Below are 15404 nucleotides of genomic sequence, written 5' to 3'. Positions count from 1 at the left end.
ATAAATAATTATTAATTAACCCGTTGATCTAAGAAAGCTTCTCACCAGAACAAAGAAACCAGGCAAATAAGCTTTCGCCCAATACTTTGACAAAGGGTAGAAAGTCTTGACGCTGAAGTTTTCAATCATGAATCTAGTGGCAAGCGGCGATCCGCTATTGATTACATCCTGCACCGCTAAAGCCTTGTGATGGCGTTTGCCGATAATATCCTTATGCTTCTCGATGAAATGCAGATATCCATCGCGTACCTTTTGAGAATTGGTTATACGGCCCAGCTCATGGCCGATGTTTAGAATATAAGTACACTCCTGGATTTTATATCCCGCCCCGAACTCTTTCGTCAATCTCACCCACATGTCATAGTCCTGCCAGGATGGGAAGCTTACATCAAAGCCCCCGATACTCCTGAGATATTCAGTCCGGGTAAAAACTTGATTCCCGGCAATATTGGTAAAAAGCAATTTATTTAAAGTTATTTCACCTTTTGTCTCAATCGACTTGAATACGGCCTTGTCATCGTTTACCAATTTACCTGCGCTCAAATAAGCGTAATTATCTATTAAATCACTTTCAATAAAGCAACGAAGACGATCAGGTGTAAATTCATCGTCATCATCCAAACCGGTAATGAACTCTCCATCTGCCGCATTGATCATTGTGTTTCTGGCATGACAAGCCCCCTTCGCCTCGGGCTCATCAAAGAAAATCAGGTCAGAGAACTTGTCTTTGTAATCCCTGATTATTTCTCTGACTTTCTTCTTGTTTTCGCTATTGGAACCATCATCGCAAACAAGCACCTGGAAGCCGCTCAAATCCTGATTTACCAGTGAATCCAAAGCCCGCTTCAAAAATGCCGGCCGATTGTGGGTCGGCACATAGATACTGACTGTTTTCATCCCCCCTCCTATAAGCATGTTCTAAATAACAGTGTGAATTAAAAAATCACAATCAAGTTCGTGATGCTTGCTCCAAACCCAATTTGAACTTTACTCTTATCAGCGCCCTGTAAAATTTCAAATAACATGCAACATAACTTGCAAGCAATTTTTCTTTAGCACTCATCTCTTTTTTTCTCCATATATTCGCAAAATCACTTATAGGAGGAAAAAGGGAGCGTAGAAAAAAGAATCTCGGCTGTTTTTCATATGTTGCTGTTCCATAGGTAACACGCCTTATCTTTCTTTTCAGCTCTTCGAGCGAGCTTCTTGCTGGATGATAAACTATGCATTTATCATCATAGACAATACTTAAGCCCAAACGTGTCGCTCTGCCATTCCACTCGAAGTCGCCACCTGACATTAACTCTTCATTAAAATAACCGACTCTTGAAAACTCCCGTCGATAAGTAATGAAGTTAGCTGTCACTGACACACCATTATTGGCATTCTTATTTTGGTCAAAAGCCACTACTTTTTCATAAAGTTCGGTTGCGTTAGCTTTAGCATTATTAAAAAAAACTTCTACATGTCCGGCAACCCTGTCAACTTTTTTCTCGCGGAGTTGCGCTACAGCATTCTCGAGCCAGTGCTTATCTGGAATACAATCCGAATCAGTGAAGGCTATCACCTCGCCTTGGGCAATTCGGATCCCAGCATTCCGCGCGGCATATGAGCCTGGTTTATGCTCGCTGATCAGTACAAAATCTCCTGAAATATCTGATGGAGAGTCGTCTGGATCATTATTGACTACTATGATTTCGTAATGACTTTTAGGATAGCTCTGTTCCTCAAGAGCCTTTAGGCACAAGCCCAGGCGCTCCCAATCATGAAATGTCGGAATGACCACAGAAACAGATATTTTTTCTCCGCTGGCTTCTTTCATAGCCTATCCTGTAAATAATTTAGATGTACTACGGGGATATTATTTATTGGTGATCTGGCATGGCAGTTGCGTCTAAAGCGATAGAACTATTATGTCGATCATAATCCAGTGACTTTTTATAAATTATACTGATAAGAACAATATTTCCCAATACCGCACTTAAAGAATACAATGCAACGGCATAAATATCACTGGAATAAATATAATAGCCAACGAACATCGCAAAAATCCTTATTGCAGTCAAGCAGCAAGTATAAACGAGATGAAACTTTTGCGCCTTTAATATAGGCAAGGCCTTCACACTCGGATTCACGACTAGCATCGAGAACATCCAGAGCGCTAACCATTGCGCATATTGTCCTGCCACCCACCAGTCGCTTCCAAAGATAAGAGAAAATATCTTCGGGCCAAAAAAGAGGACTATGGAAAAAGGTACGATACCGACCATAAACAAGGCTAGAGACGCTTTTAGCAACAACTTGCTAAGCATTTCTTTTTGATGTGCCGCTTCATTTATCCTTGGATAAAATACGTCGCCAACCGATTTACCTATCAGGCTGACTGGCATTATCATGACGGTTTTGCCAAGCGTGTAAAAACCCGCATATGCAGGCCCAAATAACATCGTCAGGATCAGGACTGGAAAGTTTTGTGAAATTTCATTGATCAGCATTTGCGGAGCACGGTATAAGGGAAAATCATTATAGTCCTTTCCCAGCTCTCTAATGGGCTTGTGGTTAGATGCTCGTTTTGAAATAAAACCTATTTTTCTCTTCCTGATGCCTGCTAATAACATAAGAAAGTTGAGCGCAGCTCCAAACACATAAATTACAATTAACACTGCCGCCGCTGGATAAACAAATCCTATGCCGACTTTGGCCACATTCACGGCTATGGACTGGATGATACTTATCCTGGCATTAAGCAGAAATTCCTTTTTCCTGATCAACCACTGCTGGGCTATTTGCAACAGTGCGAAAGAGAACATACCAATGGGAATTAAATATAGATACCTACCAATTGCCTCAACATCTAAAACACCAGCAATGTAACTGCCCAACGGCAATAAGAGCAAAAAGGCGAAGCAGGAGATAACGACCGCAACAATAAAGGACAACCGAACTAGGCCATGTGCGTCCTGGTCGCTTTTAGGGAGAATAATGGCTATAGGATAAGTCAAGGCAGAGACAGGAATAAGGATATTCAGCATGGACATGAATGTTCCTAAAATCCCGAACGCCTCTGGTCCATAAAGGCGCGTGATGATAGGAGCAAAACCCATATTTATGAACTGGGCTCCAGCAGCGCCTGATGCGACTATAGCTACATTCCTTAAAAACTTATTGCCAAGGATTTTCTCTAATTTCCCTTTCAAGCAAGCATCCTCATAAGTAACGCAAACTCACGCATCCACCTAAACGATATTAACAACCGCGTTCCATCGCATGGCCGTCATTTTGTAAAACTTCAGCACCATTGATTTAAATCAAACAAACATTGCCATACATGTAAACTCCTTTCCTTTCACAAGTGGATGGCTAAATTCAATCGACCTACCGTTTTCGTCAAAGACCCTCAAGTAACAAATATCATCGATATTACTAGCCGCTAACTGTAACTTAGACACTGATGAATTGGTTACATAAGGCACCGAATATAAAATTTCCGGCGTTAGGCCATTGATTTTTACAGTAACAACCTTACTATCGAAACTTATAACCTCACCATCTATATTTACACCCCCATAAGAAGATAATATTACTAGTCCTGAATTCGAAATGGCTATTTTGCAAGGCAGTAATTCAGGAGCAACTGATATCTTGTTTTCCGTCCCTATCGTCTTGTAATATTTTTTATGCCTTCCACTATTAATATCCAAACTTGTCTTAACATTATTCTCAAAACTACCTATTTTAAATGGTGAAACCCCCGAGGTTTGTAAGCTCCCAAATGAACATTGATTAGTATCATGGATGTAATAAGGCATTACTTCCTTAGAGATGCAGTTTACGATAAACTCACCCACATTGACATGGTACAAATAATTGTCCGAATTTTCTATTCTAAGGCCATTTCCGCCTGGGCTTTGATGAAATACTGATCCTTTTTTAATTGATGTTCCATATGCCCCCTGGGTTATCCATACTCCATAGCCTTGACAACGTCTTACAATTAGTGTGTTTATGTTGATCACGCCGCCTGATTCAGACTTCAATCCGAAGATTGTTCCTGCCGTTTCTGGAAGGTTCTCTGAATTATAATAATAAGCAGCATTATTTGGATCTGTAGAGGTAGATCTGGTATCTATGGGTGTGGCGACTAAAGTGTTGATTGTAATGTCGGTGCCGTGTTTTATATCCACCCCCCGGGGACCAAGGTCTTGCTCAAAAGACTCTATGGTACAATTTTGTGTACCACCACGCCCACCAAAGTCGGTGAATAACAGTCCCGTACCAGCACCTATAGAAGACAACTTTCCAATCTTCTGACCATCTGAACTTCCTATTTCAAATCCAACAGAATCAAATTCCGCGCGATGGTTTACTCTCGCTGAGTTCCCAGCATACCCAAAGGGTTGGCTCCAAAAGGGAAATACTAGAATATTATCCATTATTGACACATCGCTACTATCACCGATTCTTATTGCATTTGAAATAGGCGTTATATTGAGATTCTCAAGGCGGTGGCGTTCATGTTTTTCAAATTCAATAGCACAGTAGCTGTTTATAAATGTACTATTTTCAACAACCAAGCCCCGGTATCTAATGGACTTATCATACTGAGCTATTGTAGGCGCATAAGGAATAGGATCATAAAGTTCGCTTGTTTTACCCTTCAAATCAACCTTAACCTTATCTGACAATTTCCACTCATTGAAATCTTGCTTTAGGTAATATAAATTAACACCCTTAAGACTACAGTTATTCTTGAACAGGAAAACACTTTTATTAACAGGAAAATTATTGGAAGCTACGATCCAAACACCTTTTTGTGTCAGATGTGGTGTCTTCATATCTCCGTTAAAAGTGTCCATCTTTTCGCTATCCGAAAAGAAGCGTGAACCATCTTCCATAATGATGGTATCTGATAAAATATACCCACGCTTATCATAGAGCCTGATCGGGCTTTGTGTTTGTGCTGCATCTTGGAATGCACGTGTCCAGTCATCACCATCATTGGCATATTTAAATACATCAATATTTAATGCACCATCTTGTAGCCAAAGGTTATCTCGCCAAATAAACGGTGTATTATGAACGGAAGCCTGCTGCCCTTCTTGTAGATCATTGGTACTAATATTATTCAAATCAGCTATAGAATTGCTATAGATAACACTCCGTCTAATACTTTGTGCCCACTCTGCAAGAGGGCGAGCCGTATCTCCATCAATAGGGGTTACATAAGCTTGAGAAATATCAATATCTTTTAATACAGTTTCTTTGTTATTATATGTTTGATTTGTAACGGCCTGCTCATCACTAATGGTTCTTTGATGAAAAGACTCCTTTGACCATGCACTTTTTATCAACGGTAGCATAGAGCTGGTTTTTAGAATATTTAGCAAAAGCCTTCTCTTTGAATTGTCCACTGCCTCTCCCGAAACATCATACTTAAATACAAGTCATCGAACAGGCATTCACAATTACATTATCAACTTACCAAACTTAAATCTAAAACTGAATAATATATAAATTAAAACCATAAACTCTATATAAATCTTGACTGAAAAAACATATCCATATGTCAATGGATAAAAAAGCAAAAAAACCACATACATAGGAAACAAAGAGTCTCCCTGCTTGAACCTATAATATAACTTGCTACCTATAACCCCAACAACAAAGTAATAAACAACTACACTAACTGGCCCTGAGTTTACTAGCAAGGATCCAATAACATTACTCCCACCGACATCTGCATATTGACTGCTCACCCATGAAGAATTATCAGTTACTAGCAGCTCATCCTTATTTTCAAATATAATTCTGGGCAACATGGCTATAATAGGAAAGAATATATATCTGTAATCTACTTCTTCTTTCCCACTAAGATAAAAATGTACTTCATTAGCTAACCTCAAGTGAGAAAATAGCGTTTCATGCAATATTGACTCCCAATTGAGATTATCTGATCCGCTTCTCATAGCATACATTAACACACTTAAAAATAGAGAAACCGCTATTGCAAGCACAATATTAAAGTTAACCCCATTGTGCCGCAAATAGAAAATAATATATATAACAAAAAAAGTGAAAAGGGGTTTCCTGGCACCGCTCATTGCTAAAGCCAATTCTAACAACACTGATAAAACACATATAACCAGTGCATTTCGATCACCAAATATGAGGTATTGGTTAAGGAATATGGTAAATATAGCTATAAGAACAAAATCGCATAATGATTTAATGGATTGATAGTAGCCAACTCCTCCTATTGCTTTTCCGTAAACGTAATGTGTAAAATTGCCTCCTAGCTTAGCAAACAAATAGAGGACCATTACCGCAACCAATGCTACTATCGCGCTGGCAAGATAATATTTATTTATTCTAGTTGGGTAAAATTGCTTCTGTCTAAAATAACGAAAGCTCACTAACCTGCCTAGTAAAAACGCACCATAAGATACCGCTATCAACAAACTTGTATAGATAATTACTTTAGCATCATAAAGCGTATAAAATATATTTGCGTATTTTTCTCCCAATATGCCATACCAACCTAACAACAAACTCGAAACATGGTAAATTAAAAAAAAGTAAAGAAGTAACAGCCCTGGTTCCATATGCGTGCTTTTACTTCTCATATCAATACCAAGGATATTGAATGGTTTTTTTTCTTTCATGATGACCCTGCAACTCTAAATATCAAATGGTCAATAATATTGATCAGCATACTTAATAGTGCTTACCACTAAAACCAAAAATTTTCGCATTGAACATCAACAATATAAAATCATCATATTAGTTCTGTTCAGCTTCTTGCCTCCCTTCAGACAGACAAGAAGCAAAACAGTACGGCTGTACAGTTATTTATATGAATAACTATAATAACCATAGCCGTAGGCAGTAGCGGCCTTGCGCTCAAGAGCGTTAAGGATGGCTCCCTTTACCGTAACCCCTGCAGTTTCCAATCGCCGCATGGCGAGTTCGATCTCTTTAGGCGGATTATGCTGGAAACGAGCGACCATCAGCGAGGTACCCACCTGCTTGCCGATAATCGCAGCATCGGTGACGGCGAGAACAGGCGGAGAGTCAACAACGACCAAGTCATAGTGCTGGCTCACCGTGTCGAGCAGCTGGGTGAAGCGTGCGGTTGCCAGAAGTTCCGCGGGATTGGGCGGGGCGACACCGCGGGACAGGTAGTGCAGGCTATCCATACCGCTGACGGGACGAATCATCTCTTCAAGCTTCTGACGTCCTGAAAGCACTTCACTCAGACCGCCTTCGGAGCGTTCGCCGAATACGCTATGGAGGTGCCCCTTGCGCATATCGCCGTCGATAACCAGTACCCGTTGCCCTAGCTGCGCGCATACGGCAGCCAGATTGGCGGCGATGAAACTCTTGCCGATGCCAGGGCTAGGGCCGGCAATCATCAGACGATTGTCATCGCTTTCCAGCATGGCGAAGTGCAGACTGGTGCGCAGGCTACGTATCGCCTCAATGGAGGTATCGGTAGGGCTGTGCATTGCCAGCAGGCCCGCTGGATGCGTAGTATTCTTTCCATCGCGCTTGAACCGCCGGCTGAGTTTGGTCTGCTCATCGGTCAGTGGAACCGTGGCATATACTGGCAATCCCAACGCTTCAAGCTGATCTGGCGTTTCTACACCCCGGTTGAACGCGGCACGCAGCAGTACCAGCCCCACCGCGACCATTCCCCCCAGCAGGGTCGCTATCACGACAATAAGCTTTTTCTTGGGAGCGACCGGCTCAGGGAAAACCTCGGCATCATCCAGTACCCGAACGTTGCCCACGGTGCTGGCTTCAGCGATCTGCATCTCCTGCACCTTGTTGCGCAACTGGACATAGACTTCCTGGGTCACGGAAACGTCGCGCTGCAGACGCAGAATCTCCTGCTGGGTCTCAGGCAGGTCCTTGATCTTGGATTCGAGATTGGAGCGCTCCTTCTGCAACTGGGCTTTCTTTTCCAATAGCGCGGCATAGGTGGGGTGACTGGGGGTAAAACGACGGGAAATCTCGGCCTCGGAGAACTCCAGTTCGTTAAGCTGGGCTTCCAGATTGACCAGACGCTCGAGAATAGACTGGGTTTCGAGCGAAAGATCGACGCTGTCACGATCGGTGCGGTAGGCGTTGAGGCGGTTTTCTGCTCCGCGCAGCTCTTCCTGTACGGCCGGTACCTGGCTGTTGAGGAACTCCAGGCTATTACGCGCCTCCTCGGATTGGCGCTGGATGTTTTGCGCAACATAAATATCGGCAATGGTTGCCAGCGTGGTTTCGGCGAGTGCGGGCTCGGGGCTGGTCAGTCCCCAGTTGAGGATTCCGGTGTCCTTTCCCTGCTCATTGATGCTCAAGTTGTCTCTCAAGTTGGCAATCGCTTTCAAGCGCCGAGCGTGAGTGAGCTTGAATGTGGCTCCCGGCGGTGCTTCGAGGGTATCCACGGTAACGCTGACATTGCCATCCAGGAACTCCGCTGCCTCGCCCACACGGCCTTCGCCCAGTTGGGTACCCTCGTAACTCAGCGCATAGCGTTGATTGTCCAGCACCTTCAGAATGAAAGTAGAATCGAGATAAGCGTCGGTAACCGGCATGGCCTCTACATGGATCGCCTCATTGGCCCATGTGTAGCCACTCAACATGTTGCCCGCCCAGGTATCGTTTCCGCTGACGGCCATGGCAGGCCGCTCGACACCGATACGATCCAGGAAATTACCCACCACTGGCAACTGAACCGGCTCGACCTGCAAATCCAGATTGAGAATGTCTACTGCACGCCCCAGCACCATACGTGAGCGGATGATCTCAATTTCCGACTGTGAAGGAGGAGTCTGCCCCAGGAGCGTTGTGACTTCCGAGAGCGGATTCGCCGCGGAGGAGGAGTTCTCGACCTGGACCAAGGCATCAGCACGATAAATCGGCGTCGCCAACAAAGCATAGGCAATGCCCGCTATTGCAAACAGCGCCGTAATCCCGACTATCATCCATTTGTAATCGAGCAATATTCCGAACAGGCGTCCGATATCGACTTCGTTGCTATCCTGACTGGCACGAGGCGGCGGTGAAGTTTGGGCACGGTTTTCCATCAGCCTGAACAAGCGACCAAGAGCGACGTCGTCGCTATCTTGATTAGCATGAGATGCAGAAGAATTCTGGGACATAATAACACCTAAGCAAATTTGAGTGAGTAAGACACTTCAATAAGCCTGACAGGCCATGCCATGTCTTCTTTCATAACACAGTACAGCTAATCAGTTGACTGCCTTCGTCTTACCCAGCCAACATCAATGTAACGGTAATATCGATAACGATCGCTCGGACAGTGTCGCATGCTGAAAACCGGCCGATTTAATTATTGTTTATTTGATGCTGTTGCGCCTTTCCCGTTATTCCGGTTACTTTCTGGCGCTTGCGTGCACTACTCGTTGGTACTTGCAATCAGCAGTTGATGCTTGCAATCAGAATCAAGCCTTCTGAATCTCTCCTCCTTTTCCTCCATTCAGGCTTGGCTTTCCTACCCAAGGCAGGGATCATGTCGGCCGGGTTTGGCGACTCCGGCCTGTTTGCTTTTATCATTATCAATGATCAAGACACGCTACCGCCCCAAGGTTGCATACGGCATCACCTCGAAGCCTTGAGAGCGAATTGTAAGTAGGTCCATGAAAAGAAATACGGGCACGAGAACACCCCGGCCCACTTCAGCTAGGCTACGCTTTATTCCAATAAATTACAGGGAAAACCATGTGAAAAAGACGTTTTAATGCTGACATTAGCACCAAAAAATCACCCTAACTAATACAATCACCACAAGGCATATTTATAAGTTTAATACTCATGGTATTAGAGATTTTACATATCTAATCAATTATAATTACTTCTAATTCTAGACTTAATTTTTTCATATACATTAAACATACTTTGCGATACACAACCTCCATCCGAGAGGGAAAATTCTATAACCATTTAAAATTTTTAAAGTTTCTACTAAAAAATTACCCTCTTCCATCCTCTATGAAGGGGATCCTTCCATTAACGGTCTTCAGCGTGCTCGGGAATAGCATGCATAAAAAAAGGCACCCGAAGGTGCCTCTTCATTCACTTGGGAATTACCGGCAACTTACCAGCCAGTGACTTCCTTGAGCGCGTCGCCGATCTGGGCTAGCGAACGTACGGTCTTGACGCCTGCCGCTTCAAGCGCAGCGAATTTCTCGTCGGCCGTACCCTTGCCACCTGCAATGATGGCGCCAGCATGGCCCATGCGCTTGCCCGGGGGCGCCGTGACACCAGCAATGTAGGAAACAACCGGCTTGGTGACGTTGGCCTTGATGTAGGCCGCCGCCTCTTCTTCCGCAGTCCCGCCGATCTCGCCGATCATGACGATGGCTTCGGTCTTGGGGTCCTTCTCGAACATCTCGAGAATATCGATGAAGGTGGAGCCCGGAATCGGGTCGCCACCGATACCGACACAAGTGGACTGGCCGAAACCGTGATCGGTAGTCTGCTTGACCGCTTCGTAGGTCAGGGTACCGGAACGCGACACGATGCCGACCTTGCCCGGTTTGTGGATGTGACCCGGCATGATGCCGATCTTGGTCTCGCCCGGGGTGATCACGCCAGGACAGTTGGGGCCGATCAGTCGTACGCCCAGCTCGTCGCACTTGACCTTGACATCAAGCATGTCGAGGGTCGGAATGCCTTCGGTGATACATACGATCAACTTGATACCGGCATTGGCGGCTTCGAGAATCGAATCCTTGCAGAACGCGGCCGGTACATAGATGACCGAGGCTTCGGCACCGGTCTTCTCGACGGCTTCCTTGACGGTGTTGAACACCGGCAGGCCCAGATGCTCCTGGCCACCCTTGCCCGGCGTGACGCCGCCGACCATCTGGGTACCGTAGGCGATTGCCTGTTCGGAGTGGAAAGTGCCCTGGCCACCGGTAAAGCCTTGGCAGATGACCTTGGTGCTCTTGTCGATCAGGATACTCATTACTTGCCCTCCGCCGCTTTGACGACCTGCTGTGCCGCGTCAGTCAGGCTGGTAGCAGCGATGATATTCAGACCGCTGGATGCCAGTTTCTCGGCGCCCAGCTCGGCGTTGTTACCTTCGAGACGAACCACGACCGGAACATTGACACCGACCTGCTCGACGGCGCCGATGATACCTTCGGCGATCATGTCGCAACGTACGATGCCACCGAAGATGTTGACCAGGACCGCCTTCACGGAGGTGTCGGAAAGGATGATCTTGAAGGCTTCGGCCACACGCTCCTTGGTCGCACCGCCGCCCACGTCGAGGAAGTTGGCCGGCTGACCGCCGTTGAGCTTGATGATGTCCATGGTGCCCATGGCCAGGCCGGCGCCATTGACCATGCAGCCGATGTTGCCTTCCAGCGCCACGTAGTTGAGTTCCCATTCCTGAGCATGCGCTTCACGCTCGTCTTCCTGGGAGGGATCGCGCATGGCCTGCAGATCGGGATGACGGTACAGGGCGTTGCCGTCGAGATTGATCTTGGCATCGAGGCAGTGCAGATTGCCCTGCTCGGTGATGACCAGCGGGTTGATCTCGAGCAGTGCCAGGTCCTTGTCGTGGAACATCTTGGACAGGCCCAGGAAGATCTTGGTGAACTGCTTGATCTGGTCGCCTTTCAGACCCAGAGCGAAGGCCAACTCACGCGCCTGGTACGGCTGCGCACCGACCAACGGGTCGATCTCGGCCTTGAGGATCTTCTCAGGCGTTTCTTCGGCAACCTTCTCGATTTCTACACCGCCTTCCGTGGAAGCCATGAAGACCACACGGCGAGTGGCACGGTCGACGACAGCGCCCAGATACAGCTCGTTGGCGATATCGGTGCAGGTTTCGACCAGAATCTTGGCGACCGGCTGACCTTTCTCGTCGGTCTGGAAGGTCACCAGGTTCTTGCCCAGCCACTGCTCGGCGAAGGCCTTGGCCTCTTCCGCGCTCTTGACCAGCTTGACGCCACCGGCCTTGCCGCGACCGCCAGCATGAACCTGGGCCTTGACGACCCACATGTTGCCGCCGATCTTCCTGCAGGCTTCGGCAGCTTCCTCGGGAGTGTCCACGGCAAAGCCCTTGGACACCGGCAGACCATAATCGGCAAACAGCTGTTTGCCCTGATACTCGTGAAGGTTCATCGTGTCATGCCATTGGTTGCATGTGACTCGAACGGTAGCCGCGGCGCCGTCCCGATGGACGGTGCCGAGCCACCCCCGTTCGCGTCCGGCATCCCGCCGGACGCGACGCGCCAGAATCGGGCGCGTCAGTTTAAACCCTTTAGCGACTCAGGCTTACTTGCGTTTCTTGCGATTGGCCATGTGAATGGCGTGCCCTTCGACCGCCAGAGCAGCTTCATGCACGGCCTCTGATGTACTCGGATGAGCATAGCAGGTCAAGGCCAGGTCCTCGGCGCTGGACCCGAACTCCATGGCGATCACGCCTTGAGCGATCAGTTCACCCGCATGCTGGCTGACGATGTGTACGCCGAGAATACGGTCGGTTTCGGCATCGGCGATGATCTTGGCCATGCCTTCGGGGGCGTTGTTGGCCAAAGCGCGCCCGTTGGCGGAGAACGGGAAGGAGCCGGTCTTGACCTCGATGCCGGCAGCCTTGGCCTCTTGTTCGTTCATGCCGACCCAGGCGACTTCCGGTGCCGTGTAGATGACGCTGGGGATCGCATCGTAGTTCATCTCGGCCTTGTGACCGGCGATGATGTCCGCGACCATCACGCCCTCTTCCGAGGCCTTGTGGGCCAGCATCGGACCGCGCACCACGTCGCCGATGGCGTAGATGCCGGGCACGCTGGTACGACACTGGTCATCGACGAAGATGAAGCCACGCTCGTCGAGCTTGATACCCACCCCTTCGTCGAGGAGGTTCTGGGTGTAGGGACGACGGCCGACACACACGATCAGCTTGTCGAAGGTCTGCTGCTGCTCGCCTTCGGCATCGGTGTACTTGACCGTGACTTCGTTGTCGCCGATATCGGAACCGGTGACGCGCGCGCCCAGCTTGATGTCCAGCCCCTGCTTCTTGAGCAGCTTCTGGGTCTCCTTGGCCACGGCCTGGTCGACCATCGGCAGGAAACTGTCCATGGCTTCCAGCACGGTGACTTCGCTGCCCAGACGGCTCCACACGCTGCCCAGTTCGAGACCGATGACGCCGGCCCCGATCACGCCCAGGCGTTTGGGCACTTCCTGGAACTCGAGGGCGCCGGTGGAGCTGACGATCAGATCGTCGGTCAGCGGCGTGGGCGGAATCTCGACCGGCACGGAACCGGAGGCGATGACGATACTGTCGGCCTCATAAGTGGCCTTCTCACCGTCGTGACCGGTCACTTCCACCTGCTTGCTGGCGACGACCTTGCCAGTGCCTTCCAGGGCAGTGACGCCATTGGCCTTGAACAGCGCGCTGATGCCGCCGACGTTCTTGGCGATGACGCTCTCCTTGAAAGCCAGCATTTTGGGCACGTTGGCCTGGATGTCGCTAACCTCGAGCCCGATCTCGGCGTAGTGATCACGCGCCTCGACGAACTTGTGGGACGTCTCGAGCAATGCCTTGGAGGGAATGCAGCCCACGTTCAGGCAGGTGCCGCCATGCACGGTCTTGCCTTCCTTGTTGACCCACTTCTCGACACAGGCGGTCTTCAGCCCCATCTGCGCAGCACGAATGGCGGCAACATAGCCGCCGGGGCCTGCACCAATGACGATCACATCAAATTTGTCGGCCATGAATTCTTCCTGTTCGCTTCAAATAGACTAGTGGCTTCGTACGACTCTCGCTCGCGCCCGGCGTTACACGTCGAGCAGGAAGCGTGCCGGATCCTCGAGCAGGCTCTTGATCGCCACCAGGAACTGCACCGCATCCTTGCCGTCGATCATGCGGTGATCGTAGGAGAGCGCCAGATACATCATCGGACGAATTTCCACCTTGCCATCGATCGCCATCGGACGCTCCTGGATCTTGTGCATGCCCAGGATGGCAGTCTGCGGCGGGTTGAGAATCGGCGTCGACATCAGCGAACCGAAGATACCGCCGTTAGTGATGGTGAAGGTCCCGCCCTGCATCTCGTCGATACCCAGCTTACCGGCACGCGCGCGCTGACCGAAGTCGACGATGGCCTTCTCGACATCGGCCAGCTTCATGGTGTCGGTATCACGCAGCACCGGTACCACCAGGCCGCGATCCGAGGAGACCGCGACGCCGATATCCTGGTAGCCATGGTAGACGATATCGCTACCGTCGATGGAGGCGTTGACGTCCGGGAAGCGCTTGAGCGCTTCGGTGGCCGCCTTGACGAAGAAGCCCATGAAACCGAGCTTGGTGTCGTGCGCCTTCTGGAAGGTGTCCTTGTACTGGGCACGCAGCGCCATGACCGCACTCATGTCCACCTCGTTGTAGGTGGTGAGCATGGCCGCGGTCTGCTGGGCCTGGACCAGACGCTTGGCGATGGTCTGACGTAGACGGCTCATCGGCACGCGCTTCTCGGGACGCTCGCCCTCGAAGGCCGGAGCTCCGGCGGCGGCTTTCTGCGGCGCTGCAGCCGGCTTGGCCGCTGACTTCTTGGCGCTGCCGTCGTTGATGGCCTTCTGAACGTCCTCTTTCAGGACACGCCCACCCTTGCCGGTACCATTGATCTTGCTGACATCGAGGTCATGCTCCGCCACCAGCTTGCGTGCCGCCGGTGCGAGGATCTTGTCGCCGACCTTCTCGTCACTGCCGGCATCGGCCGCATTCGCCTCGTTCTGATCATCGCGGGACTCGGCGGAGGCACCTTCGGCTTCACCGCCTGCGCTACCGCCGGCGCCTTCGGCGAAGGTCGCCAGCAGCGCTTCGGACTCGACCTGCTCGCCTTCCTGAACCTTGATTTCCTTCAGTGCGCCGTCGGCGGGCGCCACGACTTCCAGCACCACCTTGTCGGTTTCGATGTCGGCCAGCACCTCGTCGCGCTTGACCGCCTCGCCTACCTGCTTGTGCCAGGTCGCGACGGTGCCTTCCTGCACGGATTCGGGGAAGCTGGGCGCCTTGATGTCGTAGCTCTTGCCGGACGCCGCCGGCTTGTCGGCTTTCTCGGCCTTGGCTTCGCTCTTGGGCTCGGCCTTTTCTTCAGCCTTGTCAGCCTTGCCTTCGCTCGTCGCACCGGCCTGCGCCTCACCCAACAGGCCCAGCACTTGCTCGGACTCGCAGGTATCACCTTCCTCGACCTTGATCTCTGTCAGAGTGCCCGCTTCCGGTGCTACCACTTCGAGGACGACCTTGTCGGTCTCGATCTCGACAATCAGCTCGTCGCGTTCGACGCTGTCGCCGGCCTTCTTGTGCCAGGTGGCGACGGTGCCTTCAGCGACGGATTCTGGAAAGCTGGGCGCTTTGATCTCGGTAGCCATTTGGTTTCCTT

10 protein-coding genes are annotated in these 15404 nt (G+C 49.6%); all 10 read right to left on the bottom strand.

Annotated elements, in window-relative coordinates; genetic code table 11:
- Positions 1-15 precede the first annotated feature (15 nt).
- Positions 16-897 (bottom strand): glycosyltransferase, encoded by an 882-nt coding sequence (locus ACYQ12_RS06085; protein ID WP_459869126.1) that lies wholly within the window; start codon positions 895-897, stop codon positions 16-18.
- 52 nt (positions 898-949) lie between these two features.
- Complete coding sequence (locus tag ACYQ12_RS06080) at positions 950-1822, bottom strand: glycosyltransferase (protein WP_459869124.1); 873 nt, start codon at positions 1820-1822, stop codon at positions 950-952.
- A gap of 43 nt (positions 1823-1865) precedes the next feature.
- Complete coding sequence (locus tag ACYQ12_RS06075; protein ID WP_459869122.1) at positions 1866-3197, bottom strand: lipopolysaccharide biosynthesis protein; 1332 nt, start codon at positions 3195-3197, stop codon at positions 1866-1868.
- 111 nt (positions 3198-3308) lie between these two features.
- Positions 3309-5411 (bottom strand): hypothetical protein, encoded by a 2103-nt coding sequence (locus tag ACYQ12_RS06070; RefSeq protein WP_459869120.1) that lies wholly within the window; start codon positions 5409-5411, stop codon positions 3309-3311.
- Between the two features lie 54 nt (positions 5412-5465).
- Complete coding sequence (locus tag ACYQ12_RS06065) at positions 5466-6662, bottom strand: hypothetical protein (protein ID WP_459869118.1); 1197 nt, start codon at positions 6660-6662, stop codon at positions 5466-5468.
- A gap of 183 nt (positions 6663-6845) precedes the next feature.
- Positions 6846-9152 carry a polysaccharide biosynthesis tyrosine autokinase gene (locus ACYQ12_RS06060; protein WP_459869116.1) on the bottom strand — a complete coding sequence of 769 codons (2307 nt, stop codon included), beginning with the start codon at positions 9150-9152 and terminating at the stop codon, positions 6846-6848.
- 956 nt (positions 9153-10108) lie between these two features.
- Positions 10109-10981, bottom strand: coding sequence for a succinate--CoA ligase subunit alpha (gene sucD / locus ACYQ12_RS06055; protein WP_459869114.1), 873 nt, complete (start codon positions 10979-10981; stop codon positions 10109-10111).
- A complete protein-coding gene (gene sucC, locus ACYQ12_RS06050) occupies positions 10981-12147 on the bottom strand; it encodes an ADP-forming succinate--CoA ligase subunit beta (RefSeq protein WP_459869112.1) in 1167 nt (388 codons plus the stop codon). Before sucC ends, sucD begins: the two co-directional genes overlap by 1 nt.
- Before the next feature lie 153 nt (positions 12148-12300).
- Positions 12301-13740, bottom strand: a complete 1440-nt coding sequence (lpdA, locus tag ACYQ12_RS06045) for a dihydrolipoyl dehydrogenase (protein ID WP_459869110.1) — start codon at positions 13738-13740, stop codon at positions 12301-12303.
- A gap of 63 nt (positions 13741-13803) precedes the next feature.
- Positions 13804-15393 carry a 2-oxoglutarate dehydrogenase complex dihydrolipoyllysine-residue succinyltransferase gene (odhB, locus tag ACYQ12_RS06040; RefSeq protein ID WP_459869108.1) on the bottom strand — a complete coding sequence of 530 codons (1590 nt, stop codon included), beginning with the start codon at positions 15391-15393 and terminating at the stop codon, positions 13804-13806.
- Between the last annotated feature and the right edge of the window lie 11 nt (positions 15394-15404).

It is taken from the genome of Halomonas shantousis (assembly GCF_054654615.1).
This window is presented reverse-complemented; position numbering and strand designations above follow the sequence as displayed.